Raw genomic sequence first — 26,034 nt, 5'->3', positions numbered from 1 at the left:
GCCCGAGGGGAATCAAAGGGCTGGGTGGGTGGGGAGAACCGGGCCAGGCAATCCCCACGTACCACTCAGGCTTCTCGGTGACCGTCGAAACGCATCGTTCTGGACACTCCGATGCGGACGGTGGTGCCGGGGACGATGGGGACCGGCTCGTTCGGGGGGATGTCGTAGTAGTTGGGGTCGCCGGGAGGCTGGATCTGGGTGCCGTTGACGGAGCCGAGATCGACCAGGGTGACGTCCCAGCCCTCCAGGGCCACCCGGAGGTGGCGGCGGGAGACCGAGCCGTCGGGGCTGGTGACCCTGGCCGGCCGGGCCTGGCCCGCCTGAACCTCGGACGCGCGTTCCGGATCCCGGCCGAGAATGTAGTCGGAGTCCAGCCGCAACGCGAGCCCGTCGTCGAGCAGCAACACCCCGAGCGCGGGCCTGGTCCCCTTGTACGGCACCAGCGTGCTCTGCACCAAAGGCACCCCGCACACCGCGCAGTACGGCACCCGCGGATCGTTGAAGTGGTCGTTCTTGCAATCCACCCCGTGCACCATCGGCCCGGCCTCAGGGGTCGGCGTGGCGTCCAGCTGGGTGCTCTCGCTCACGTCCCCGGTCCGGGTGACCGACCCGGCCTGATGCCCGTTGGCCTGCCGGTGACTCTCGTCCCGGGTCGCCACCGGCATCGGCTCATCCATCGGGGAGGGCTGGGGCCCGGTCGGCATGGGCGGCGGCATCGGCGGATTGCCCTGGGGCATCGGCTGCGGCATCGGCGGAGGCGGCAGGGGATGCGGCAGCGGCCCGGACGGATGCCCGAGCGGACCGGGCTGCCCTGGCGGACCCGGCGGCATCGGGGGCGGACCCGGCGGCATCGGCGGCGGGCTCGGCGGCATCGGGGGCGGGCCGGGAGGCATGGGCGGCGGCCCCGGAGGCATCGGCGGCGGCGCCGGCGGACCCCCATACGGGGGCACGACGGGCTCGCGGGGCGCGATCGGCTCGTGCGGCAGGATCGACTGGGCCGGTCCGGACTGGGCGGGCTGAGCGGGCTGCGGCGGGTACGGATGACCAGGACCGGGCGGCACCGGCCGGTGCACGGTGTGACCCGGCGAAGTGAAGTCGATCTCCACTCCCGCGCCCGCCACCACGCCACCGTCCAAGCGCGCATACGGGCTCGACGCCCCGGAACCCGGCAGGCGGAGCTCCACCTTGGTCACCGGGCCGTTGACCAGCCGATCGGTCCACGTCAGCGAATCCTGGCCCGACAACATCACGTCGCCGTCCGGACCGCCGAGCACGGACGCCATGGCCGCCCCGCACACCAGGACCGCCACACCGCCACCGGCGGAACCGGCCACCGCGCAGGCGATCGGATCCCCGTTCATGGAACGGGCCAGCACCTGGGCCACCCGGCGAGCCAGCACCCGCCCGTCACCCCCCGTGCCCGCAGTCTCCCGCAGCGCGTCGAGCAACTCCTCCACCACCGGGCCCGCGGGACCGCAGACCAGCAGCAACCCATTGAAGTGGGCCACCACGCCTTCACCCGGAAGCGGACGGACAACCCCCGCGCCCTGATCCGTCACAGACCTCTCCCTCCCCGCACGCGCCACCTGTCCAGCGGCGCCGACATCACACCGCGTCGACGAGTCCTCGCCGCGATCCTCGGCCACCCCGAAAGGCAACCGCCACCTGCTACTCGTAACGTGGCAAACAAGAACACTCCTGATCAGCTGACCAGAACACTAGTGGCGGAACGCGAGTTAGACGAGTGGGACAAACAGGTTCGACATGCCACCCACCACACCCACCCACGTCTGGTTGTCGCGTCCAGCGTTCACACCGGGCGACGCCCTGGATGTCGCGCCCTGAAGCCAATCCCTGGCGAAGCCCTTGTCGTCGTGTCCGAAGCTCATACTCCGGTGAAGACCTTGTTGACGTCGGCGGTGACGAGTACGCCGTAGATCTCGCCGCCCCGCTCGACCAGCAGGTACTCCCCGGCGGGGTTACCGCGCATGGCGTCGATGAGTGGCTCGCCCTCCAGGTCGGCGCCCAGCACTAACGCCGGTTCCAGACTACGCGCGACCGCGCCCGCGGTGACCCAGGGGCGGCGCTGCTCGGGGGTGGCGTTGACGGCGGCCTCGTTCACGATCGCGGTCGGGCGTCCCTCGTGGTCGACCACCACGATCGCGCCCGCGCCGGTCTCGCGCGCGCGGCGCAGGGCCTCAGCCAGGGGGACCTCGGCGGTGACCGGGAGCGCGCGGCGGGCCAGAGTCCTGGCCCGGACCTGGGGCAGCCGGGAGCGCACCTTGGCCACCCGCAGCGACTGGGAGGCGCCGATCCAGATGAAGGAGGCCAGCACCATCGACCAGAGCACCGTGGTGAAGTCCGGCTCCTGCCCGGCCATCAGGGGCAGGATCAGCTGGGACAGCACCAGCGCCACGGCCAGCACGCGGCCCACCCAGGCGGCGGCGACCGTGCCGGAGTTGGGGCTGCTGGTGGCCTTCCAGACGCCCGCGCGAAGCATCCTGCCGCCGTCCAGGGGCAGGCCGGGCAGCAGGTTGAAGATGCCGACGATCAGGTTCGAGAACCACAGCATGAAGACCAGGACGCCGGCCACCGAGTTGCCGTCCATCACCCGGTCGGCCAGGAAGAACACCCCGGCCAGCCCGAGCGAGGCCATCGGCCCCGCGAACGAGACGAGGAACTCCTTGCCCGGAGTGTCCGGCTCCTTCTCGATCTCGGAGACGCCGCCCAGCAGATAGAGCGTGATCCGTTTGACCGGAAGACCGTAGGCCTTGGCGACCACGCAGTGCGCGAGCTCGTGCAAAAGTACCGACACGTAGAGCAACACGGCGAACATCAGCGCGATGCCATACTGCGCGAGTTCGGAGAACTCCGGCAGCCGATCACCCACCTGCGGCTTGAAGCTGATCGTGATGAACGCGGCGACGATCAGCCACGTCGGCGACACGTACACCGGGATGCCGAACGGCCGCCCCATGCGCAGCCCCGGAGATGGTGTGCTCATAGCGGTGATGTTCCCCTTCCTTGGCGTCGATCCTACGCTCCGCCAGCCGATATGCGACGCCCAGCAATCATGACCTCCACCAGACCACCCGCACGATTCCGAACACTGGTGCGACCGACCACACAGCCGGAGCGGAGCCGACGATACGGCCGGGGTCCGATCGGTGCGCGTCCGACGAGGCGACCCGGGGGCCGACCAGCGCCCGGCCGACCACGCGGTCCAGGGTCAGTCGGCGGAGCCGCCGGAGGCCCGGACCAGCGTGCGGCCAACCACGCGACCGGGCCGACCAGCGGCCAGCCAACCACACGATCCCGGGTCAGTCGGCAGAGCCGCCGGAGGCCCGGACCAGCGTGCGGCCAACCACGCGACCGGGCCGACCAGCGGCCAGCCAACCACACGATCCCGGGTCAGCCAGCGGAGCCGCCGACGGCCCGGGTCAGCGTGCGACCGGCCATGCAGCCCGGGGCCGACCAATGCGCGGCCGAGCATGCGGATCGGGGTCGCTCGGCGGTGCTGGAGGGGTTCTGTCGGTCGTGTGGCCTACAGTCTGGGCATGACCCTGACCGAGGAGCGCGCGATCATCGGGGCGCTTTCCCCCTCTCGTGCCGGCGATTTCATGACATGCCCGCTGCTTTACAGGTTCAGGGTGATCGATCAGCTGCCGGAGAAGCCGTCGGCGGCGGCCGTGCGCGGAACGCTGGTGCACGCCGTGCTGGAGCGGTTGTACGATCTGCCCGCCGATGGACGGACGGTCGTGGCGGCCCAGGAGTTGCTGGAACCGCAGTGGCGGCGGCTGCTGGCCGAGGAGCCGGATTATGGCGCGCTGTTCGTCGACGACGGCGAGCGGGACGATTGGTTGGAACAGGCGCGGGCGATGCTCGGGCGGTATTTCACGCTGGAGGATCCGCGGCGGCTCGAACCGGCCGAGCGTGAGCTCTACGTCGAGGCCGTGCTGGACAGCGGGCTGATGCTGCGCGGATACATCGACCGGCTGGACGTGGCGCCCACCGGCGAGGTGCGGGTGGTCGACTACAAGACCGGCAGCGCGCCGGGGCCCGACTTCGAGGCCAAGGCGCTGTTCCAGATGAAGTTCTACGCGCTGGTGTTGTGGCGGCAGCAGGGCAGCGTGCCGCGCATGCTCCAATTGATGTATCTGGGCAACGGCGAGGTGCTGCGCTACCTGCCCGACGAAGCCGATTTGCGGGCGACCGAGCGCAAGGTCCAGGCCCTCTGGGAGGCCATCGACCGCTCGCTGCGCACCCGCGAATGGCGAGCCCGCCGCTCCCGGCTCTGCGACTGGTGCGACCACCAGGCCCTCTGCCCCGAGTTCGGCGGCACCCCACCCCCGGTACCCGACCGGGAACCCCGCCCATCCCGCCGCCTCCCCCGCAGAGCCGCCACCGACGAACTCTGACGCCCTCCACCCCGCTCGAAGGCACCAGGAGCACCGGGCCCAGAGGCACCCCCGCCCGATAGGGCGCGGGGAATGGGTGCGCGCATCATTCGCAGAATCTCGAAGACCCGGGCATCAAAACTCCTCACCCGAGACAGCGTCCAAAACGGAACCGGGATGAGTGCGCGCACCACTCACGGGAACTCGAAGACACCAGGATCAAAGACCCCTCACCCCAGACAGCGCCCGACGACGGCGCGCCCAGCACGAACCCCGGCTTCAACGACCGGCGCGGCGCGGGCAACAACAACGACCTGAGACGATCGAGGCACGGCATCTCCTGCTGGGGACCGCCGCCCTGGAGGGACCCGGCGCACACCAGATCCTGGCCTCGCCCGAGCTCGACCATCAAGCCATCCGCGACACGCTGGACCGGGAGTTCGAGCACAGCCTGGGCGCGGCGAAACGGAACCGGGCGAGTGCGCGCACCACTCGCGGGAGCTCGAAGACATCGGGATCAAAGACTCCTCATCGCCCGACAGCACCCAAACAGAACTGGGTGGGCGCACCACTCAATCTCGAAGACGCCAGGATCCAAAGACTCCTCGCCGCCCGACAGCGCCCGAACGGAGCTGGGGTGGGTGTGCGCATCATTCGTGGGGATGAGGCAGGAGGGGTGGGGAGCGGCCTAAATTTGTTGGGTGCGTAGCAGCTTGCGGTCCTGGCTCCGGGCTTTTCCCCTGATCGGGGACTCAGTGCTCGCGGTCACGCTGACGGTGGCGTCCACCGTTTTCATCCTGATCACCGACGCCGAGATGATCGCGGAGTGGAGCGGGGTCGCGCTGGTCCCGATGCGCGAGCCGAACGCGGGCAGCCTGCTGCTGGCCGGGGTCATGACGATGTCGGTGATGCTGCGGCGGCGCTGGCCGTTCGTGTTGCTGCTGGCCGTGGCCGTGCCGCAGTTCGCGCTGGACATGCTGCATTTCAACGCGGGGCTTGCCAGCCTGGCGGCGGCCATCCTGCTCTACACGGTGGCCGCCTACCGAGGGCTGGCGCTGAGCGTGGTCGGCGCGGTGTACACGCTGCTCGGCTACCTGCTCACGGTGGCGCTCGCCAACGAACGGTTCGGCTGGGCCGACCATGTCGTGGTGGTGGCCTTGGTCACGTTGTGCTGGGTGCTCGGGCGGAGTGTGCGGCTGCGCCGGGCGTACCTGGATGAGCTGGTGGATCGGGCGGACCGGCTGGAGCGGGCCAGAGAGGCCGACACCCGGGCGGCGCGGGCGGAGGAGCGGTCCAGGATCGCGCGGGAGCTGCACGACGTGGTCGCCCACCATGTCAGCGTGATGACCGTGCAGGCGGCCGCGGCGCGCAAGATGCTCTACAAGGACCTCCAGGTGGCCGAGGACGCGCTGCTGGCGATCGAGCAGATGGGCCGCACCGCGATGGCGGAGATGCGCAACATCGTCGGCGTGCTCCGCACCGACGGCCCGGCCGAGCGCGGCCCGCAGCCGGGCATGCACGATCTCCCGTCCCTGGTCGAGCAGATGCGCGAGGCCGGGCTGCGCACCCAGCTCTGGCTGGAGGGCGAGCAACTCGACCTGCCGCCCGGCATCGATCTGGCCGCCTACCGCCTGGTCCAGGAGGCGCTCACCAACAGCCTGCGGCACGCCGGCCCCACGGCCAGGGCCTGGGTGACGGTACGGCAGGACCCCGGCGAGCTCACCGTGCACGTCGAGGACGACGGCCGCGGCCCGGACCAGCGCCAGCCCGGGACGGTTCCGGAGCGGAGTCACGGAGCGGGTCATGGCACGAGTCATGGCATGGGTCAGGGCATGGGTCAGGGAAGAACGGGTCACGGGCCGGGCCGGGGGAAAGGGCACGGCTTGGTGGGCATCAAGGAGCGCGTCGCCCTCTATGGTGGAGTCCTGCGGATAGGCCCGCGCCAGGGGGGCGGCTTCGAGGTCCGCGCCCAGTTCCCCCTCAAGGACAGACCATGACGATCAGGGTGCTGCTGGTGGACGACCAGCCGCTGCTGCGCACGGGGTTCCGCTTCATTCTGGAGGCGGAGCAGGACGTCACCGTGGTCGGTGAGGCGGGTGACGGTTCCACGGCGATGGATCAGGCGCGCGCGCTGCTGCCGGATGTGGTTCTGATGGACATCCGGATGCCGGGCATGGACGGGATCGAGGCGACCCGGCGCATCGTCAGGGAGGCGGCGCCGAGTGCGCATGTGCCCCGGGTGCTGGTGCTGACCACCTTCGACCTCGATGAGTACATCGTGGAGGCGCTGCGGGCGGGCGCGAGCGGGTTCCTGCTGAAGGACGTGCCGCCGGACGAGCTGTTGCAGGCCATCCGGGTGGTGGCGGCCGGAGACGCGATCGTGGCTCCCAGCGTCACCCGGCGCCTGCTGGACCGTTTCGCCACCCATCTGCCCACCGCCCACCAGCAGGCCACCCCGGCCCGCCTGGACCGCCTCACCGAGCGCGAACTGGAGGTCCTGCGGCTGATCGCGAAGGGTCTCTCCAACGCGGAGATCGCTCGCGAGCTGGTGGTCAGCGAGACCACAGTCAAGACGCATGTCGGAAATGTGCTGACGAAACTTGCGCTGCGGGATCGGGTGCAGGCGGTCGTCCTCGCGTACGAGACCGGGCTGATCACACCCGGCGCGCTTCCCTGAAGCCGCTGGGCGATCGGGGCACGACACCGACCGAGCCGGCCGATCGAGTGGGCGTGACGATCGTGAATCTGTCGATCCTGAAGAACGGCAGGGCCCGGGCGATCCGTTTCTCCACGTTGAGCGCGATCTGCCGGGAACTCGACTGCCGGCCGGGCGACCTGCTGGACTACGACGCCTGAAGGTCCAGGCCCTCCCACCGACGAGAGACGCTGCTCACATCCGGCACTTTGGCCTCTGTGTGCGCGTTAGCCGGGATGCGGCCTCCGATGGGATGTGCTCGGCTGTCCCCCATGCGGACAGGCCACAGCCGATCGGCTACGGTCCAACATCAGTGTCCGGCGTCCTCCTCACGCGTTGGCGGGCCTCGGCGGGAAGCGCGCAGGAAAGGTCGGTGGTGGTGTCCGTGTCAGCGGACCCGAGTAGTCGTAGCGTCATGATCTGCCCGTCCAGGCGAGGGGGGTGGGCTCGATGAGCGTGGCGCTCGGCCTGCTGGCCGTCTTCGTGCTGACCTTGGCCACCGGCTACTTCGTGGCCCAGGAGTTCGCCTACGTCAGCGCCGACCGGCTGACGTTGACGCAGCAGGCGGCGGCGGGGGACGCCAAGGCGGCCAAGGCGGTCCGGGTGCTGGAGCGGTTGTCGTTCATGCTGTCGGGCGCCCAGCTGGGGATCACCGTCACCGCGCTGGTGGTCGGCTTCATCGCCAAGCCCGCCCTGGCCGAACTCGTGGCCCCCGTCCTGGCGGCGGTGGGCGTGCCCGAGGGCATGACCGGCGGCATCTCGCTGGCCCTGGGGTTCGCGCTGGCCACCGTCATCCAGATGGTGCTGGGCGAGCTGGCGCCCAAGAACTGGGCGCTGGCCAGGCCCGAACCGCTGGCCCGCGCGCTGGCCGGATCCACCCTGGTCTACCTGTCCATCGCCGGACCGGTGATCAGGCTGTTCGACGCCGCGGCGACCAAGCTGCTGCGCCGGCTCGGCATCGAACCAGTCGAGGAGTTGCACCACGGCGCCGCCCTGGAGGAGCTCGGCCACATCATCGGCGAGTCCCAAGCGCACGGCCACCTGCCCGGCAGCCATGCCGACGTGCTGGAACGCGCGCTCGCCTTCGCCGGCCACACCGCCGACGAGGTCATGGTCCCGCGCGTGAACGTCATCACCGTGGACGCCGAGGCCACCGTCGCCGACCTGGACGAGCTGATCGCCGCCCACGGGCACACCCACTACCCGGTGCTCGCCGACCCGGGCCAGGAGGTGATCGGCATCGTCGGCCTGCGCGAGGTCGCCGCCGTCCCGGCCGAGGCGGCCGCCCGGACGCGGATATCCGATCTGGCCCTGCCTGTGCTCATGGTGCCGTTCTCGGCCTCGCTGCCCGCCCTGGTCGCCCAGATGCACCAGCGCGGCCAGGAGGTCGCCTGCGTCCTGGACGAGCACGGCGGCCTGGCCGGGCTGGTCACGTGGGAGGACGTGGCCGAGGAACTGGTCGGCGAGATCGCCGACGAGAACGACGCCGCCGACGCCTCGATCCGGCGCCGCGGCGACGGCTGGGACATCGACGCCGGGCTGCGCATCGACGAGATCGACCTGGCCACCGATCTGGAACTGCCGGACCAGGACGACTACGACACCCTCGCCGGGCTGATCCTGCACCGGCTCGGCCGCTTCGCCGTCCCCGGGGACGTCATCACCGTCGACCTGCCGCCCACGCTGGAGTCCGATCGGCCCACCCAGGCCCGGATCGAGGTCCTCAGCCTGTACCGGCACGTGCCGGAGCGGGTCCATCTGACGCCCATCCTCCCCGGGCAAGCGGAACCGGCCCACGACGGCCAGATCTTGGAGGAGCAGTCGTGAACCTGACCACCGGCCTGGCGGTCACGCTGGCTCTGCTGATCGGCAACGGCTTCTTCGTCGCCGCCGAGTTCGCGCTCGTGGCCGCCAAACGCCACCGGCTGGAGAAGGCCGCCGCGCGGGGCAACAGAGGCGCCGCCGCGGCGGTGTCCGGGATCAAGGAACTGTCGCTGATGCTGGCCGGCGCCCAGCTCGGCATCACCTTGTGCTCGCTCGGGCTGGGCGTGGTCTCCGAACCCGTCATCGCCGGCACTCTCACCCCGCTGTTCGACAGCCTGGGCCTGCCGGAGGCGGGCGCGCACGCGGTCGCCTTCGTCATCGCCCTGGCGCTGGTGACCTTCCTGCACATGGTGATCGGCGAGATGGCTCCCAAGTCCTGGGCGATCGCCCACCCCGAACGCTCGGCCACCCTGCTGGCGTTGCCGTTCCGGGCCTTCACCCTGGCCGTCCGCCCGCTGCTGCGGCTGCTCAACGGCATCAGCGACCTGCTGCTGAGGCTGTTCCGGATCCGCCCGCGCACCGGGGAGGACAATCACCGCACGCCCGAGCAGCTGCGCCATCTGGTCGCGGAATCACGCCGTCTGGGGCTGCTGGAGGCCGATGAGCACGCCATCCTGGCCCAGGCGCTCCAGGCGCCCGCCACCCCGATCGCCGCGCTGATCACCCCCGCCGCCGACATCGTCGCCGTCCCCGCCGACGCCACCCCGGCACAGGTGATCGGCACCGCCACCACCAGCGGCCGTACCCGGTTGGCGGTCTTCGACGGCCGGCGACCGGTGGGCATCGTCCACGTGCGGGACGCCTACCTGGCCGGCCGGCGCGGCCTGGCCACGCGAGCCGGGGCGCTGGCCTACCGCATCCCCTCGCTGCCCGCCGGCACCTCGGTCGCCCAGGCGGTCAGCGTCCTTCGGGACGCGCACAGCCAGCTGGCCCTGGTCCAGCACGCTGACGGCAGCCTGGCCGGGCTGATCAGCCTGGACAGCCTGCTGGCCACGCTGCTGGTCCCCGCATGACGACGGCGCGGTCCCGCGCCGGGCATAACGACGGCGCGGTCCCGCTCCGGCTGAGCGGGACCGCGCCGGGCGGGAGGCGTCAGGTCTGAGCGGCCACCTCGGGTTCGGCGGTGGGTTCGGCGGTGGGTTCGGCGGCGGCCGGGGCGTTCTCCGGGAAGTGGCAGGCGACCTGGTGGCCGGGGGCCAGCTGCAGCAGCGGCGGCTCCTCGGTCTTGCAGATCTCCCGCGCCTTCCAGCAGCGGGTGTGGAACCGGCAGGCGGGCGGCGGGTTGAGCGGGGACGGCACGTCGCCCTGGAGGCGGATGCGCTCGCGCCCGGCCTTGCCCTTGGGGTCGGGGATGGGGACGGCCGACAGCAGGGCGTTGGTGTACGGGTGCATGGGCGACTCGTACAGGCCCTTGCGGTCGGCCAGCTCGACGATCTTGCCCAGGTACATGACCGCGACCCGGTCGCTGATGTGCCGGACCACCGACAGGTCGTGCGCGATCACCAGGTAGGTGAGGTCGAGCTCGTTCTGCAGATCCTCCAGCAGGTTGACCACCTGCGCCTGGATGGAGACGTCCAGCGCGGAGACCGGCTCGTCGGCGATGATGAGCTTGGGCTTGAGCGCGAGCGTGCGGGCGATCCCGATGCGCTGCCGCTGGCCGCCGGAGAACTCGTGCGGGTAGCGGTTGTAGTGCTCGGGGTTGAGGCCGACCAGGGCGAGGATGTCCTGGACGGCCTTCTTGACGCCGTGCTCGGTCTGGACGCCCTGGATCTTGAAGGGCGCCCCGACGATCGCCCCCACCGTGTGCCGGGGATTGAGCGAGCTGTACGGATCCTGGAAGATCATCTGCATGTCGCGGCGGAGCGGGCGGATCTTGCCCTGCGACATGTGGGTGATGTCGTGCCCCTCGAAGATCACCTTGCCGCCGGTGGGCTCGATCAGCCGGGTGATCAGCCGCCCGGTCGTGGTCTTGCCGCAGCCGGACTCGCCGACCAGGCCGAGGGTCTCCCCCTTGCGCACGTCGAAGCTGACGCCGTCCACGGCCTTGACCGCGCCGACCTGCCGCTGCAGCAGGCCCTTGGTGACCGGGAAGTGCTTCTCCAGCCCTTGGACGGAGAGCAGTGGTTCGGTCATGCGGACTCCAGGTTCGGCTTGATCTCGGTCGCCCAGATGGCGCGCCGCTCCTCCCGCGGCAGGTGGCATCGGACCAGATGGCCGCCCTCGGTCTCGACCAGATCCGGGACCTCGGTGTTCGCCTTCCCGCCCGTACGGCCCTCGAAGGCGCAGCGCGGATGGAACGCGCACCCGGCCGGGACGTTGATGAGCGAGGGCGGGGAGCCCTTGATCGGCAGCAGCCGGTCGGTGGGCTCGCGGTCCAGGCGGGGCATGGAGCCCAGCAAACCCCAGGTGTAGGGGTGCTCGGGCCGCTCGAAGATGTCCTCGGCCGAGCCGTACTCGATGGCCTTGCCGCCGTACATGACGAGGATGTCGTCGGAGAGCTCGGCCACCACGCCCAGGTCGTGGGTGATGATGATGAGCGCGGCGTTGAAGTCGCGCTGCAGGTCGCGCATCAGGTCCAGGATCTGGGCCTGCACGGTGACGTCCAGCGCGGTGGTGGGCTCGTCGGCGATGAGCAGCTCGGGGTCGCAGGACAGGGCCATGGCGATCATCGCGCGCTGCCGCATGCCGCCGGAGAACTCGTGCGGGTAGCTGTCCACCCGCCGCTCCGGCTGCGGGATCCCGACCCGGCCGAGCAGGTCGACGGCGTGCTTGCGGGCGACCTTCTTGGCGACCTTGTGGTGGATCCGGTACGCCTCGATGATCTGGGCGCCGACCGTGAAGTACGGGTGCATGGACGACAGCGGATCCTGGAAGATCATCGCCATCTTCTTGCCGCGCAGCCGGCGCACGTGCTCGGGGGTGGCGCTGACCAGCTCCTCGCCGTCCAGCCAGATCTCGCCGGAGATCCTGGCCCGGCCGCCCTTGTGCAGGCCGAGGATGCCGAGCGAGGTGACGCTCTTGCCGGAGCCCGACTCGCCCACGATGCCGAGCGTCTTGCCCCGCTCCAGCTGGAAGGAGAGCCCGTCGACGGACTTGACCAGGCCGTCGTCGGTCGGGAAGTGGATCTTCAGGTCCCGGACGTCCAGGAAGTGCTCGCTCATGTCAGCCTCACCCTCGGGTCCACGACCGCGTACAGCAGGTCCACGATCAGGTTCGCCATCACGATGAAGAAGGCGGCCAGCATGGTGAAGCCCATGATCTTGGGCAGGTCCTGGGTGGAGATCGCCTGGGTGGCGTACTTGCCGAGGCCGGGCAGCGAGAAGACGTTCTCGGTGAGGATGGCGCCGCCGAGCAGAATGCCGACGTCCAGGCCGAAGATGGTCACGATCGGGGTGAGGGCGGCGCGCAGGCCGTGCTTGGTGATGACCGTGGACTCGCGCAGGCCCTTGGCCCGCGCGGTGCGGATGTAGTCCTCCCCCATCGTCTCCAGCATGCCGGCCCGGGTGAGGCGGGCGTAGGCGGCGGCGTTGAGGAAGGCGAGGGTGAGCCAGGGCAGGATCAGGCTGTAGGCCCATTCCGCCGGATTCTCGGTCAGCGGCGTGTACGCCCCGCCTGGCGCGGTTATTCGCAGGCCGTAGCTGAACAGGGACAGCGCGATCAGGCCGGTGAAGAACGGCGGCAGCGAGACGCCCGACAGGGCGATCACCATCGCCGTCCGGTCGAAGATGGACCCGCGTCTCAGCGCCGACAGCACGCCGACGGAGACGCCGGCCAGCAGCCAGATGACCGACGCGCCGGCGGCGAGGGACAGGGTCACCGGCATCCGGTCGACCAGGTCCGGCCAGACCGGGTTCTTCGTGACGAAGGAGTAGCCGAAGCAGGGGGCGGGGCAGTGCTCGACGCCCTTGCCGTAATCGAACTCGGCGCCGACGAAGATGCCCTTCACCCAGCGGCCGTACTGGACGACCACGGGGTCGTTGAGGCCGAGCTTGTTCGCCACGGCGACGACGGTCTCCTGGGTGGCGGCCCGCCCGACGTAGCGGTTGGCGAAGTCGGTGGCGGTGACCCCGGCCAGCCTCGGCACCACGAAGAAGATCGAGAAGGTGACCATGCTGACCACGGCCAGCATGAGCAGGGCGCCGATCAGGCGCCGGATGATGTATGTGACCACTGTCCCCCCTCGGCTGAAGAGGGCCGACTCGATCGGAGCCGGCCCTCTTCTGGCCGCCTGCGGCTGGCTACTCGACGCCGAGCGCCAGGTAGTCGTACATGTCGAAGGCGCCGGTGATGAACTGGTTCGTCACACCCTTGCCGCGGAGCAGCAGGCCCTTCTGGTAGACGGCCGGGAGGACGTAGGCGCCCTCCATGACCTTGGCGTCGGCCTGACCCCAGATGGCGTCACGCTTGGCCGTGTCCAGCTCGGCGAACGCCTGGTCGACCAGGGCGTCCACGGCCGGGTCCTTGATGCTCAGGTTGTAGTTGCCGGCCTCGCGGATGGTCCGGCTGTCGATGATCTGGGACAGGAAGCCGAAGCCGTCGTTCCAGTCGGCGCCCCAGCCGTTGGTGGCCAGGCCGATCCCGTTGGCCTTGGTGTAGGCGGGCTTGCCGGCGTAGGCGGTGAAGTACTCCGAGGTGGGGAAGCCCTTCAGGGTCAGCTTGATGCCGACCTTGGCGAGCGCCTGCTGCATCGACTCGGCCATCGCCTGCTCGCGCGGGCGGTCCGAGCGGAAGGTCATCGTGGTCTCGAAGCCGTTGGGCTGGCCGCAGGCCGTGAGGGCCGCCTTGGCCTGGGCCTCGTCGCCGGAGCCGGTCGGGTAGGTGTCGATCTTCTTCCAGCCGCCGATGCCCGGGGGCAGCAGGGAGGTGGCGATGTCACCGGCGAGCGGGCCGCCCATGGCGGTCTGCAGGCCGACCCGGTCGGCCGCGAGGATGACGGCCTTGCGGCACTCGATGTTGTCCAGCGGCGGGTTGTCGCTGAGGATCGAGATGTACCAGGTGCGGGCCGCGATCGGGTTGTCGGCGCGGGCGTTCAGCTCGGGGTCCTGCTGGACGGTCGCGATGGCGGCCGGCTGGACGCCGCTGCCGGCGATGTCGACGTGCAGGTCGCCGGAGATAATCCGGTTGTCCAGGTCGTCGCCCTGGACGCCCAGGCTGATCTCGTAGGAGTCCGGCAGCGCCTTGCGGATCGGGTCGGTCGCCTGGTCCCACTGGTCGTTGCGGATCAGCGTGTACTGCTTGCCCGGCTCGACCTTGTCGAACTTGTACGGACCCGACGCGAGCACGTGGTCGCGGTACTTGATGCCGGTGTCCTTGGCCTGCGGGATCGGCACGGTGGCCGGCAGCGCCGCGAAGTTGTCGAAACCGGCGTAGGCCTTGTTGAGGTGGAAGATGATCGTCTGGTCGTCCGGCGTCTCGATGGCCTGGTCGGTGTTGACGTCCGGCGTCTTGTAGACCGACTCGAAGTCCTTCGGCAGGTCCAGCCAGTCGTTGAAGTAGGTCGGCCCGTTGACGTAGGTGGTCTTGTCAAGCTGGCGGAGCACGGCGTACTTCACGTCCTTGGACGTGATCGCGGTGCCGTCCTCGTACTTCAACCCGGCCCGCAGCTTGTAGGTCCAGGTCTTGCTGCCGTCGCTGGCCACGCCCAGGCTCTCGGCCAGGTCGGGGACCAGCTCGCGGCCCTTGGCGCCGGGCGCGGGGTTGTAGGTCACCAGGGGGCGGGCGTAGATCCGCAGCAGGTTCCACGACATGCCGTAGTAGGTGTCACCGGGGTCCACGGAGTCCCAGTCGTCGGTGACGGCCATCTTCAGCACGCCACCCTTCTTGTCCGACGGGTTCACCACGTTTTCCAGGCCGGCGTTGAAGCCGGTCGCCCCGCCGGCGGAGGCGGACGCGGCGGGGGCCGCGCCACCGGTCGGCTCCGTGGTGGTGTCACCTCCGCCACAGGCCGACAGAGCCAAGGCCAAGACCGCGCCGGAGGCTACGGCCGCCAGTGTTCTCTTCTTCATTGACGTAAACCCCTTGTTGGTAGGAGCTGGGGGATCAGGACTTCGATGGAGTTCAGCGGCTCGACTTGGGGTCCAGCGCGTCGCGCAGACCGTCACCGAACAGGTTGAAGGCCAGCACGGTGATGAAGATCGCCATGCCGGGGAAGAGCATGAAGTGCGGGACGGTGTAGTACTTGGTGGCGGCGGAGAGCATGGCGCCCCAGGTCGCGGTGGGCGGCTGGATGCCGACGCCGAGGAAGGACAGCGCCGCCTCGAAGAGCACGTTGGCGGGGACCAGCAGGGTGGCGTAGATCAGGATGGGCGCGATCAGGTTCGGCAGGATCTCCCTGAACAGGATGTACGGCCCGCGCGCGCCCAGGCTCCTGGCCGCGTCCACGAACTCCCGCTCGCGCAGGGAGAGCGTCTGGCCGCGGATGATCCGGGCGATGTAACCCCAGTTGAAGAAGCCGATGACGAAGATCAGGAGCAGGATGCGCAGGGTGTCGCCCTGGACTCCGAGCTGGGTCTCGAACTGGCCGAGCACGCCGACCAGGGCCAGCGCGAAGACCAGGATGGGGAAGGCCAGGAAGATGTCCATCAGGCGGCTGATGATGGCGTCCACCCAGCCGCCGAAGTAGCCGGCCACGACCCCCATCACGGTGCCGATGAGCACCGAGAGCAGGGTGGCGAAGAAGGCGATGAGCAGGGAGATGCGGGCGCCGTAGACGACCCGGCTGAACAGGTCGCGGCCGTTCTGCGGCTCGAGGCCGAACAGGAATTCCCCGCTGATGCCGCTGCCGCCCTTGGGGCGCATCGTCATCGTGTCGATCAGATCCTGGTGGAATTCGTTCGGCGGGTGGCCGAACCAGCTCACGATGAGCGGGGCGAAGATCGCGACAAGGACGAGGAAGATGACGACACCCGCGCCCGTGAGGGCGACCTTGTCCTGCTTGAGGCGCATCCATGCGATCTGCCCGAGTGACCGGCCCTGGATCGCTTTGGGTCCCCCCACGCCGGAGAGGACTGCCTCCGGCGTCGCCTTCGTCTCCTCTCCGGAGACGTCGAGCGGTGCGGTCATGCGTTAGGCCCCCTGGGTTCCAGACGACGTCGTCCTATGGGCTGCGCCCGTTAACGTCGCTCCCATATCTTGCGGGTCCGCGTTGTGAGCGGGTCCCGGAGGCAGAATCTATGGGCTGAACTGGGTAAACAAGACCTAGTAGGCGCTATGTGGCCCAACTGTGATTGACGCGCAATGCATTCGTATCGATCTTGTCAAGAATGTCAGAGGCCGGTTCCGGTTACGTCCCGGAACCGTGACATTGCACCGATCTTCGGCAGGACATCCCATCATCCGAGATTTCGTGAGGCGGGCTCAGCTGATGCCGTGCTTCTTGAGGATGTCCTCGACATCGGAGAAATCATCGGACGCGGGCTTGTTCGCGACGGGCTTGGGTGCGTCCTTCTTCGCGGACGGCAGCGGGCGGGTGGGCGCCTCCGCGGCCGTCGCGCCCTCGGGCGCCTTGCCCGGCCTGCCCATCGCCCGGAACTTCGCGAGGGTACGCCCCCGGATCCCGCCGCTCACGAAAAACAGCAGCACCGAGATTCCCGCCAGCACCACTCCGGCCCACACGGCGGGCGAGAAGACCAGCCCGGTGGCGAAGCTCACCAGCGCGGTGCCGATGTTCCAGATCGTCTTCAGCGCGTTCGTCAGGTAGGCGGCGAGCGGCAGCAGCGCCCAGGCGGTCATCCGCAGCCCGGCCGAGAGTCCCCTGCGGCGGAAGGCGAGGTAGGCCATCGCCACCCCGGCTGCGGTCAGGCCCGCGCAGAGCGGAAGCCAGGCAATCTGATCGAACGTCATGATGGGCCCCCTTAATTGCGACTTGATCCCATCCTGGCACGTGCGGGCCCTGTCCGCGCTCCTCCTCTGGGAGGGCTCTACCCCTAGGGGGCACCCCGGGCTAGCCCTGTAGAGCCTGGGGGTTCACACGGATCCGCCGGAAACGCGGGATTCCTACCGTCGAGAGCAAACGTCAGGGTGTCTCGGAGGTGGATCATGTGGCCTTTCACCGGCCGTACGGCGGAACGCGATCGGGTCCGGTCGGCGCTCCGCGCGGACGGCGGAATTCTGATCTCCGGCGACGCGGGCTCGGGGCGGACCCGCCTGCTCGCCGAGTCTCTCGCGGGCGCGCACGGGAGCGGCGCCCGCGTCCAGGGCATCGGACCCGAGGTGCCGTTCGGCGCGTTCGCGCACCTGCTGGGCACCCCGCGGTGCCCGGTGAACCCGCTCGGCTGGGCGATCCAGGCGCTGGGCGAACCCCCGCAGGTCCTCGCCGTGGACGACGCCCACCTGCTCGATCCCTGCTCCGCCGCGCTGGTCCGGCACCTGGTGACCCGCTCGGGCACCCGCCTGGCGGCCACGATCCGGGCCGGCGCGCCCGTGCCCGAGCCGATCCAGGCGCTGTGGCGGGAAGGCGTGGCCGACCGGCTGGACCTGGCGCCGCTCAACCCGCGCGAGACCGGCCTGCTGCTGGCCGCCGCGCTGGGCGGCCCGGTCGAGGTGACCACGGCCCGCCGCATGCACCACGCCAGCGGCGGCAACGTCCGGCTGCTGACCGAGCTCGTCCCCGGCGCGACGCTGGCCAAGGTCGCCGGCCAGTGGCACTGGCCGGGCGAGCTGACGATCACCCCCCGGCTGCGCCAGCTGGTCGAGGCCGAGCTCGCCGGCCTGGACCCGGCCGAGACCGAGGCGGTCGGCCTGGTCGCGCTGGGCGAGCCCGTCGACCTGGACGTGCTGCTCGACCTGGCCGACCGCGACGCCGTGACCCGGCTGCAGCGGCGCGGCCTGATCGTCCTGACTCCCCCGCGCGCCCGGCTGGCCAACCCGATCGTGGCCACGGTCGCCCGGGATCGCGCCCCCGCGCGCACCCGGGAACGGCTGGCCCGCCTGGTCCCCGCCCCCGGCGCCCGCGCCGAACGCTGGAGCGCGGAGCTGAGCGCCCGCGAGATCGAGGTGGCCCGGCTGGCCTCCTGGAACCTGACCAACCGGGAGATCGCCGACTGGCTGGTCCTGTCCCCCCGCACCGTCGCCAACCACCTGTGCCGCGTCTACACCAAGTTGGGCGTGCACGACCGCAGCGACCTGGCCCCGTTCCTGGCGACGGCCTAAAACAGGGCCCGCAGCACGCTCAGGTCGACTTCGAGCAGGGACGGCACGACCAGCCGTCCCGGCACGGCCGGGATGGGCACCACGCTGGGCACCGCCACCACCCGGCACCCGGCCGCCGTCGCCGCGGCCACCCCGTTCGGCGAGTCCTCCAGCACCGCGCAGCGCTCAGGACGCACCGACAGCAACCCGGCCGCGGTCAGGTACGGCTCCGGGTCCGGTTTCGTCCTGACCACATCGTCGGCGGTCACCACGATCGCGAACCGCTCCCGGCCGACCACCTCCAGCACGGCGTCGGCGACCGGTTTCAGCGAGGAGGTGACCAGGCCTGTCCTGACCCCCGCCCCGTTCAGCTCCGCGAGCAGCTCCAGCGCCCCCGGCATCGGCTCCACCTCCACGGCCAGCCGCTCGATCATCCCGTCGAGGAGCCATTCCGCGACCACCCCGGGCGGCACGTCGGCCCCGGTGAGGGCGAGCATGTAGGCGACCGTGCGATCCCAGGAGCCGCCGACCAGCGCGGCCCCGTGCTCGGGCCCCCAGGAGCCGCCGAGGCGCTCCACCACCTCGGTCTCGACCTCGAACCACACCTTCTCGGTGTCGACGAGCAAGCCGTCCATGTCGAACAGAACCGCGTCCACGGCGTTGATTACCCCTCGATAGCTCAGACGTTGAAATATTTCGCCTCGGGGTGGTGAGCCACCAGGGCGGACGTGGCCTGTTCGGGGTGGAGCTGGAACTCCTCCGACAGCTCGACCCCGATCCGGCCCGGGTCGAGCAGCTCGAACAGCTGAACCTGGTCTTCCAGGTTCGGGCAGGCCGGGTAGCCGAAGGAGTACCGGCAGCCGGTGATGTTGACCTTGAGCATGTCCTGCAGCGACTCCTGGCCGCCGATGCCCAGCTCGGATCGCACCCGGGCGTGCCAGTACTCGGCGAGGGCCTCGGTGAGCTGGACGGACAGGCCGTGCAGCTCCAGGTAGTCGCGGTAGGCGTTCTTGGCGAACAGCTCGGCGGTGGCCTCGCTGATCCTGCGGCCCATGGTGGCGACCTGGAGGGCCACCACGTCCACCTCGCCGGAATCTCTGGACTTGAAGAAGTCCGACAGGCACAGGTGGCGGTCGCGGCGCTGGCGCGGGAAGGTGAACCGGGTCCGCTCGCCGCCCGCCTCGTCGAGGATGATCAGCGAGTCGCCGTCCGCCACGCAGGGGAAGTAGCCGTACACGACGGCGGCCTCCAGCAGGCCCTCGGTCTGCAGGCGCTCCAGCCACATGCGCAGCCGGGGGCGGCCCTCGGTCTCGACCAGTTCCTCGTAGGAGGGTCCCGCGCCGCCGCGGGCGGACTTCAGGCCCCACTGGCCCATGAAGGTGGCGCGCTCGTCCAGGAACGCGGCGTACTCGTGCAGAGCGATGCCCTTGACGACGCGGTCGCCGAGGAACGGCGCGACCGGCACCGGGTTGTCTGCCGCCACATCGGAGCGGGCGGGCAGTCGCTCGACCGGGGTGCGCTCCAGCACCGCGCCGGTCCTGACCCGGCGCTCCCGCAGCGCGGGCAGCTCGGCCCCGGCCTCGCCGCGCTTGACCTTCATGAAGGCGTCCATCAGCCGCATGCCCTCGAACGCGTCGCGGGCGTAGCGCACCTCGCCGTCGAACAGCTCGGCCAGATCCTGCTCCACGTACGCCCGGGTGAGGGCGGCCCCGCCGAGCAGCACCGGATACCTGCCGGCGATCTTCCTGGAGTTCATCTCCTCCAGGTTCTCCTTCATGATCACCGTGGACTTGACCAGCAGCCCGGACATGCCGATCACGTCGGCCCGCTTGTCGTCGGCGGCCTCCAGGATGGCCGAGACCGGCTGCTTGATGCCGAGGTTGATCACCTCGTAGCCGTTGTTGGACAGGATGATGTCGACCAGGTTCTTGCCGATGTCGTGCACATCGCCCTTGACGGTGGCCAGCACAATCCGGCCCTTGCCCGCGCCCTCGACCTTCTCCATGTGGGGTTCCAGGTAGGCCACGGCGGTCTTCATCACCTCGGCCGACTGGAGCACGAAGGGCAGCTGCATCTGGCCGGAGCCGAACAGCTCGCCGACCGTCTTCATGCCCTCCAGCAGCACGTCGTTGATGATCTCCAGAGCGGGGCGCTGCTGGAGCGCCAGGTCCAGGTCGCCTTCCAGGCCCTTCTTCTCGCCGTCCACGATCCGCCGCTTGAGCCGCTCCCACAGCGGCAGGCCGAGCAGCTCGGCGGCCTTGCCCTCCCGCATCGAGGCGGCGTCCACGCCCTCGAACAGCTCCATGAACCGCTGCAGCGGGTCGTAGCCCTCGCGGCGCCGGTCGTAGACCAGATCCAGCGCGACCTGGCGCTGCTCGTCGGGGATCCGGGCCATCGGCAGGATCTTGGAGGCGTGCGCGATGGCCGAGTCGAGCCCGGCGTTGACGGCCTCGTTGAGGAAGACCGAGTTGAGCACGATCCTGGCGGCCGGATTGAGGCCGAAGGAGATATTGGACAGCCCCAGCGTGGTCTGCACGGCCGGGTAGCGCCGCTTCAGCTCGCGGATGGCCTCGATGGTCTCCACGCCGTCCCTGCGGGTCTCCTCCTGGCCGGTGGCGATCGGGAAGGTGAGGCAGTCGACCACGATGTCCTCGACCCGCATGCCCCAGTTGGCGGTCAGATCCTCGATCGTCTCCCCGGCGATCCGCACCTTGTCGGCCCTGGTACGGGCCTGCCCGGCCTCCTCGATGCACATCACGACCACGGCGGCCCCGTGTTCCCGGACCGCCGTCATGATCTTGTGGAACCGGGACCCCGGGCCCCGGCCGTCCTCGTAGTTGACCGAGTTGACCACCGCCCGGCCGCCCAGCATCTCCAGGCCCGCCTCCAGCACGGCCGGCTCGGTGGAGTCGATCATGATCGGCAGGGTGGAGGCGGTGGCGAACCGGAACGCCAGCTCCTTCATGTCCCGCACGCCGTCCCGGCCCACGTAGTCCACGCAGAGGTCCAGCAGGTGCGCGCCGTCCCTGGCCTGGGCCCGGGCGATCTCCACGCACTCCTCCCAGTTCTGGGCCAGCATGGCCTCCCGGAACGCCTTGGAGCCGTTGGCGTTGGTGCGCTCGCCGATGGCCAGGTAGGAGGTGTCCTGCCGGAACGGGATGTGCTGGTAGAGCGAGGCGGCCCCGGCCTCGGGGCGCGGGCGGCGCTCGGCCCGCGGCCGCCCGCCCACCCGCTCGACCACCTGGCGCAGGTGCTCGGGGGTGGTGCCGCAGCAGCCGCCGACCAGGGCGAGGCCGTAGTCCCTGGCGAAGATCTCGTGCGCGTCGGCCAGCTCGGACGGGCCGAGCGGGTAGTAGGCACCGTCGGAGGTGAGCTGGGGCAGCCCGGCGTTGGGCATGCAGGACAGCGGCAGCCGGGAGTGTCTGGCCAGGTAGCGCAGGTGCTCGCTCATCTCGGCGGGCCCGGTGGCGCAGTTGAGGCCGATCAGGTCGACGCCGAGCGGCTCGATCACGGTGAGCGCGGCCCCGATCTCGGAGCCGAGCAGCATCGCGCCGTTGGTCTCGATGGTGACCTGGGCGATGATCGGGATGTCCAGCCCGGCCGCGGCCACCGCCCGCTTGGCGCCGATCACGGCCGCCTTCACCTGGAGCAGGTCCTGGCAGGTCTCGATGATCAGCGCGTCCGCGCCGCCCGCGATGAGCCCGGCAGCGTTGTCCCGGTAGGCGTCCCTGAGCGTCGCGTACGGCAGATGCCCGAGGGTGGGCAGTTTCGTCCCCGGCCCCATGGACCCCAGCACGAACCGGGGCTTGCCCGGGGCAGACCAGTGGTCGGCCCGCTCGCGGGCGATCCTGGCCCCGGCCTCGGAGTATTCGGCGATCCGGTCGCCGATCCCGTACTCGCCGAGGGCGGCCAGGTTGGCGCCGAAGGTGTTGGTCTCGACGCAGTCCACGCCCGCCTCGAAGTAGGCGTCGTGCACGGCCAGGACGATGTCGGGGCGGCTGACGTTGAGCACCTCGTTGCAGCCCTCGTGCCCCTCGAAGTCATCCATGGTCGGGTCCTGGGCCTGCAGCATCGTTCCCATGGCTCCGTCGGCGACGAGAACTCGCTCGGACAGGGCCACACGGAAGGACGGTCTGCTGGTCATGCGCCAAAGCCTATCGAGACGCGAATTGGACGCTTTGTCCAATTACTGGGATGTATCTCCTGGTACCTGAGTGAACAGATGGACCAGGTCAAGCATTCCTGCGGTCCCGGCTCGGTTCCCGCAAACCCGGTGGACACCGGGTTGTGCGGTCCTTCCCGCGCGAAGATAACGCTTTGGGCGTCACTCCGAATAGTCTTAGCCTCACGACTACGTGAGGAGGCGGCTTGATCGAGCTCGAAGGGCTCCCTGAGCTCGTCGATCCGGTGCTCATCGCCGCGTTCGAAGGGTGGAACGACGCGGGCGAGGCGTCCAGCGGCGTGCTCGCCCACCTCGAGACGGAGTGGAAGGCCACCCCGCTGGTCGAACTGGACCCGGAGGACTACTACGACTTCCAGGTCACCCGCCCCATCGTGGAGCTGGGCGAGGGCATGACCAGGTCCATCACCTGGCCGACCACCCGGCTGCTGGTGGCCCGCCCGCCCGGGGCCAAGCGGGACGTCGTGCTGCTGCGCGGCATCGAGCCGAACATGCGCTGGCGCAGCTTCTGCGCCGAGATCGTCGGGCTCTGCCACGACCTGGGCGTGGAGCTGGCGCTGCTGCTGGGGGCGCTGCTGAACGACTCCCCGCACACCCGCCCGGTGCCGATCGTCGGCTCGGTCAGCGATCCGGGCCTGGCCCGGGTGCTCAACCTGGACCTGACCAAATACGAGGGCCCGACCGGCATCGTCGGCGTGCTGCAGCACTCGCTCGGCAGCGCCGGGCTGCAGGCGGTCTCGCTGTGGGCGTCCATCCCGCACTACGTGGCCCAGCCGCCCAACCCGAAGGCCACCCTGGCGCTGCTCCGCAGGGTGGAGGACATGCTGGACATTCCCATGCCGTACGGGGACCTCACCGAGGAGGCGCGGGCCTGGGAGACCGGGGTGGACGAGCTGGCCTCGCAGGATTCCGAGGTGGCCGAGTATGTGCGGGAGCTGGAGGAGCGCAAGGACGCGGCCGAGCTCCCGGAGGCCAGCGGCGACGCGATCGCTGCCGAGTTCGAGCGTTACCTGCGCCGCCGCGACCGGGGCACCGACGGGTAAATCCCGAGCATGACTCGGAAAACCCCATTCAAACCCAATTGCCGGTGTTTCACGTATTGCATCGGGATTTGCGGTAATAATTGGCGGCTACAACCGGTCTATGTATGTCCGGGCCCGCTGTTCGGCAACGGTTCGGTCACCAGGAGAAACACGAGTCAGTAACACGCATGACCGGAGTTCTCGCCGCCTTGAACCTGACCATTGTGACTGCTTGACCTCCACACCTTTAGGCACACCTTAGGCACCGTAGGGCGACCATGGCGACAGCCCAACCCGATCCACACGAGAGAGCACAGGAGACGCGTCAGCGCGTTCTGAAGATGGCCGTAATGATGAAATCGAGTACCGCCGCCGACGGGGGCGCCGCGTATCCGCACCTGCGGGGAACGACACCGCAGCAGGCGGTGGACACCTTTCTCGCCCTGCTCCAGGACCGGCTGCCCGGCTGGCTGCGGACCCTGCACGATCTGATGCACCACGCGGGCCGGGGCCGGGTGGGCGACAACCTGCTGCCGGTCGCCAAGGCGGGCATCGCGTACTACGCCGAGGTGCAGGCCGCGGCGATGCCCGCGTTCGTGTCCCCGTCGCTGACCGTGCGGTTCCGGCAGGCGATGCGGGACAGCGAGCTCGGCCCGCAGGCGGAGATCGAGCCGCTGGCCGCCTACCTGGCGGCCGAGCAGGGTCTTGGCCGGATCGGCCAAGGGGTGAACCCTGAGGCCACCGCCCGGCTGCTGCTGGCGGGCTGCTTCCGGCACGCCTACTACGAGACGTTCACCGGCGTGGACTCCGAGCCCTCCCGGGACGAGAGCGCGGGGGACATCGTCAGGGAACTCCGGCTGGAAGCCCGGGGGGCCCTGGAGAGCTGAGCCTCCTCGACAGCCTCGTCGAACCTGGTCCATACGAGGGCGGCCAGGTCGTCGTCGGCGCCGAGCGGGGCGGACACCAGGTCGGCGCTGCTGTCGGCCAGCCGGCCGTGGAAGTGCCCCGGGGCCAGCAGGTAGGAGGCCACGGCGACCCGGGGGGCCGTGCGCGTGGTGCGCGCCCTGGTGAGGGCGTCGGCCAGGGTGGGGGTGCCACCGGCCGCGAAGGCGGCGGTGACCGGGCGCGACAGCCGTACCGACAGCAGGCGGGCGGCCGCGCGGACGTCGTCCAGGGCCGAGGGGTCGGCCGAGCCGGCGGCGCCGAGCACGACCGCGTCGCCGGGCCGCAGCCCGGCGGCGGCCAGCCGCCGGGCCAGGACCGAGGTGAGCAGCGGGTGCGGGCCGAGCGGCCCGGCCACCCGGGCGTCGGGGCGCACGCCGGCGATGATCGCGGGCAGGTCGACGTGGGCGTGGTAGCCGCCGGCGAGCAGCAGCGGCACGACCACCACCGGGCCGACGGTGGCGGCCAGCACGTCGGCCAGCGGCGGGGTGCTCAGCTCCAGGAAGGCCAGCCGGACGCGATGGCCGGGGCGTAGCCTGCGGACCCGGCCGGCCAGGTCCGCCAGCACCGCCGACCACCGCTCGTCGCGGGCGCCGTGTCCCGCCATCACCAGGGTGGTCATGCTCCGCGTGGTCATGCTCCGGGTGGTCATGCTCCGGGTGGTCATGCTTCGTCCCGCTCGCAGGCCAGCCGGTAGCCGCGTTTGACCACGGTCTCCACGATGCCGCTCGGGCCGAGGGCGCGGCGGAGCCGGGTGATCGCCATCTCCACCGCGTGCTCGGCCGAGTCCCGGGACGGCCCGCCGGGCAGTACCAGGCGAAGGTCGGAGCGGGCCACCACGTGTCCCGGCCGGTCGGCCAGGCGCTTGAGCACGGCCATCGGCGCGGGCGGGAGCGGCTTGAGCTCGCCGTCCACGGCCACCGCGTGGCCGCGGATCTCCAGCCGGTGGTTGCCGGCGACCAGGCGGGTGACGCTGTGCTCGGGCAGGTGCCTGGCGAGCGTGCGGGCCAGCGAGCCGAGCCTGGCCCGTTCCGGCTGGATCACGCGTACGCCCCGGGACACCAGCGGCTGCGCGGTGACCGGGCCGACGCAGGCGGCCACGACCGGGCCGGAGAAGGCGGCGACGAGGGAGTCCTCCAGGCCGTCGGCGCGGGCCGCGTTCAGCATGGCCAGCACGGCGGGGGCGCTGGTGAAGGCCACCGCGTCCACCGAGCCCGAGACGGCCTGGCTGACCAGGCGGCGCAGCGGCGAGGTGTCCCGGTAGGGCAGCCAGCGGTAGACGGGCACCTCGGTCACGTGCGCCCCGGCCGCCCGCAGTTCGGCGACGAAGCCGGTCAGCGGTTCGCCGTGCAGTTGGACGGCGATCCTGCGGCCGCGCAGGTCCTGGGCGAGCAGGTACTGCTTGACCTCCTCGCAGGACTCGGTGGCCGGGGTCCAGTGGTCGGACAGACCGGCCGCGCGGACCGCGCCGCGCGCCTTGGGGCCCCGGGTGAGCAGGCGGGCTCCGTTCAGGTGCCCGGCCAGGTCGACGGACAGGCCCCAGCCCTCGGCGGCGGCCATCCAGCCGCGGAAGCCGACCCCGGTGGTGACCACCACGTCGTCGATAGGGGCGGCCAGGCACTCCCGGGTGGAGGCGAGCAGGTCGGCGTCCTCGGCCAGCGGCACCAGCCGGATCGCGGGGGCCCGGACCACGCGGGCGCCGCGCCGTTCCAGCAGGGCGGCGAACTCCTCGCGGCGGCGGGTGGCGGTCACCCCGATGGTGAAGCCGGCCAGCGCGTCGGGCGCGGTCTCGGGGGATCCGAGCTCGATCGGAGACCCTGGCGGGGCTTCCATTGGAGCTTCCGC

21 protein-coding genes are annotated in these 26,034 nt (G+C 70.5%); 9 read left to right on the top strand and 12 right to left on the bottom strand.

What is annotated here, in order from left to right; all coding sequences use genetic code 11:
* Positions 1-65 precede the first annotated feature (65 nt).
* Both Aple_RS55865 and Aple_RS43915 read right to left on the bottom strand, forming a co-directional pair.
* Positions 66-1,559 carry an FHA domain-containing protein gene (locus tag Aple_RS55865; protein ID WP_155350722.1) on the bottom strand — a complete coding sequence of 498 codons (1,494 nt, stop codon included), beginning with the start codon at positions 1,557-1,559 and terminating at the stop codon, positions 66-68.
* A gap of 326 nt (positions 1,560-1,885) precedes the next feature.
* Entirely contained in the window at positions 1,886-3,004 is a 1,119-nt protein-coding gene (locus tag Aple_RS43915) for a site-2 protease family protein (RefSeq protein WP_246265249.1), read from the bottom strand.
* A gap of 553 nt (positions 3,005-3,557) precedes the next feature.
* Here Aple_RS43915 and Aple_RS43910 point away from each other — a divergent pair.
* The 6 genes from Aple_RS43910 to Aple_RS43885 all read left to right on the top strand — a co-directional run bounded on the left by Aple_RS43910 (position 3,558) and on the right by Aple_RS43885 (position 9,929).
* Positions 3,558-4,418 carry a RecB family exonuclease gene (locus Aple_RS43910; protein WP_155350721.1) on the top strand — a complete coding sequence of 287 codons (861 nt, stop codon included), beginning with the start codon at positions 3,558-3,560 and terminating at the stop codon, positions 4,416-4,418.
* A 680-nt stretch (positions 4,419-5,098) separates the two neighbouring features.
* Positions 5,099-6,394, top strand: coding sequence for a sensor histidine kinase (locus Aple_RS43905; RefSeq protein ID WP_155350720.1), 1,296 nt, complete (start codon positions 5,099-5,101; stop codon positions 6,392-6,394).
* The gene (locus Aple_RS43900; RefSeq protein WP_155350719.1) at positions 6,391-7,074 is read left to right on the top strand and encodes a response regulator; all 684 of its coding nucleotides are present in this window, start codon (positions 6,391-6,393) and stop codon (positions 7,072-7,074) included. The genes Aple_RS43905 and Aple_RS43900 overlap by 4 nt, the downstream gene beginning before the upstream one ends.
* Positions 7,071-7,253 (top strand): helix-turn-helix domain-containing protein, encoded by a 183-nt coding sequence (locus Aple_RS43895; protein WP_155350718.1) that lies wholly within the window; start codon positions 7,071-7,073, stop codon positions 7,251-7,253. Before Aple_RS43900 ends, Aple_RS43895 begins: the two co-directional genes overlap by 4 nt.
* A 289-nt stretch (positions 7,254-7,542) precedes the next feature.
* Entirely contained in the window at positions 7,543-8,919 is a 1,377-nt protein-coding gene (locus Aple_RS43890; RefSeq protein ID WP_155350717.1) for a hemolysin family protein, read from the top strand.
* Complete coding sequence (locus Aple_RS43885; protein ID WP_155350716.1) at positions 8,916-9,929, top strand: hemolysin family protein; 1,014 nt, start codon at positions 8,916-8,918, stop codon at positions 9,927-9,929. Before Aple_RS43890 ends, Aple_RS43885 begins: the two co-directional genes overlap by 4 nt.
* A gap of 79 nt (positions 9,930-10,008) precedes the next feature.
* Here Aple_RS43885 and Aple_RS43880 read toward each other — a convergent pair whose 3' ends face one another.
* The 6 genes from Aple_RS43880 to Aple_RS43855 form a co-directional block, all read right to left on the bottom strand.
* The gene (locus Aple_RS43880; RefSeq protein ID WP_155350715.1) at positions 10,009-11,049 is read right to left on the bottom strand and encodes an ABC transporter ATP-binding protein; all 1,041 of its coding nucleotides are present in this window, start codon (positions 11,047-11,049) and stop codon (positions 10,009-10,011) included.
* Positions 11,046-12,077, bottom strand: a complete 1,032-nt coding sequence (locus Aple_RS43875) for an ABC transporter ATP-binding protein (protein WP_155350714.1) — start codon at positions 12,075-12,077, stop codon at positions 11,046-11,048. The genes Aple_RS43880 and Aple_RS43875 overlap by 4 nt, the downstream gene beginning before the upstream one ends.
* The gene (locus tag Aple_RS43870) at positions 12,074-13,087 is read right to left on the bottom strand and encodes an ABC transporter permease (protein ID WP_155350713.1); all 1,014 of its coding nucleotides are present in this window, start codon (positions 13,085-13,087) and stop codon (positions 12,074-12,076) included. Before Aple_RS43870 ends, Aple_RS43875 begins: the two co-directional genes overlap by 4 nt.
* A gap of 67 nt (positions 13,088-13,154) precedes the next feature.
* Complete coding sequence (locus tag Aple_RS43865) at positions 13,155-14,921, bottom strand: ABC transporter substrate-binding protein (protein ID WP_155350712.1); 1,767 nt, start codon at positions 14,919-14,921, stop codon at positions 13,155-13,157.
* Positions 14,922-14,973: 52 nt separating this feature from the next.
* On the bottom strand, positions 14,974-15,978 hold the full coding sequence (locus Aple_RS43860) for an ABC transporter permease (RefSeq protein WP_155350711.1): 1,005 nt from the start codon (positions 15,976-15,978) through the stop codon (positions 14,974-14,976).
* A gap of 294 nt (positions 15,979-16,272) precedes the next feature.
* Positions 16,273-16,758, bottom strand: coding sequence for a cellulose synthase (locus Aple_RS43855; protein WP_155350710.1), 486 nt, complete (start codon positions 16,756-16,758; stop codon positions 16,273-16,275).
* 195 nt (positions 16,759-16,953) lie between these two features.
* Between Aple_RS43855 and Aple_RS43850 the strand changes: the two genes are divergently transcribed.
* A complete protein-coding gene (locus Aple_RS43850) occupies positions 16,954-18,066 on the top strand; it encodes a helix-turn-helix transcriptional regulator (RefSeq protein WP_155350709.1) in 1,113 nt (370 codons plus the stop codon).
* On the opposite strand, the gene Aple_RS43845 is transcribed toward Aple_RS43850, so the two are convergent.
* Positions 18,063-18,701 (bottom strand): HAD family hydrolase, encoded by a 639-nt coding sequence (locus tag Aple_RS43845; RefSeq protein ID WP_155350708.1) that lies wholly within the window; start codon positions 18,699-18,701, stop codon positions 18,063-18,065. The two genes, Aple_RS43850 and Aple_RS43845, sit on opposite strands and share 4 nt — an antisense overlap.
* A 23-nt stretch (positions 18,702-18,724) precedes the next feature.
* On the bottom strand, positions 18,725-22,189 hold the full coding sequence (metH, locus tag Aple_RS43840; protein ID WP_155350707.1) for a methionine synthase: 3,465 nt from the start codon (positions 22,187-22,189) through the stop codon (positions 18,725-18,727).
* A 224-nt stretch (positions 22,190-22,413) separates the two neighbouring features.
* Between metH and Aple_RS43835 the strand changes: the two genes are divergently transcribed.
* Positions 22,414-23,268, top strand: coding sequence for a PAC2 family protein (locus Aple_RS43835; RefSeq protein ID WP_155350706.1), 855 nt, complete (start codon positions 22,414-22,416; stop codon positions 23,266-23,268).
* A gap of 329 nt (positions 23,269-23,597) precedes the next feature.
* Positions 23,598-24,134 (top strand): TetR/AcrR family transcriptional regulator, encoded by a 537-nt coding sequence (locus tag Aple_RS43830; RefSeq protein ID WP_155350705.1) that lies wholly within the window; start codon positions 23,598-23,600, stop codon positions 24,132-24,134.
* On the opposite strand, the gene Aple_RS43825 is transcribed toward Aple_RS43830, so the two are convergent.
* The gene (locus Aple_RS43825; protein WP_246265247.1) at positions 24,029-24,856 is read right to left on the bottom strand and encodes a sirohydrochlorin chelatase; all 828 of its coding nucleotides are present in this window, start codon (positions 24,854-24,856) and stop codon (positions 24,029-24,031) included. The two genes, Aple_RS43830 and Aple_RS43825, sit on opposite strands and share 106 nt — an antisense overlap.
* Complete coding sequence (locus Aple_RS43820) at positions 24,853-26,022, bottom strand: uroporphyrinogen-III synthase (RefSeq protein WP_155350704.1); 1,170 nt, start codon at positions 26,020-26,022, stop codon at positions 24,853-24,855. Before Aple_RS43820 ends, Aple_RS43825 begins: the two co-directional genes overlap by 4 nt.
* Positions 26,023-26,034: the final 12 nt, after the last annotated feature.

Origin of the sequence: Acrocarpospora pleiomorpha, from assembly GCF_009687885.1 — a bacterium.
Classification (GTDB): Bacteria; Actinomycetota; Actinomycetes; order Streptosporangiales; family Streptosporangiaceae; genus Acrocarpospora; species Acrocarpospora pleiomorpha.
The sequence above is the reverse complement of the archived record's forward strand: the minus strand, read 5'-3'. Positions and strand labels throughout refer to the sequence as shown.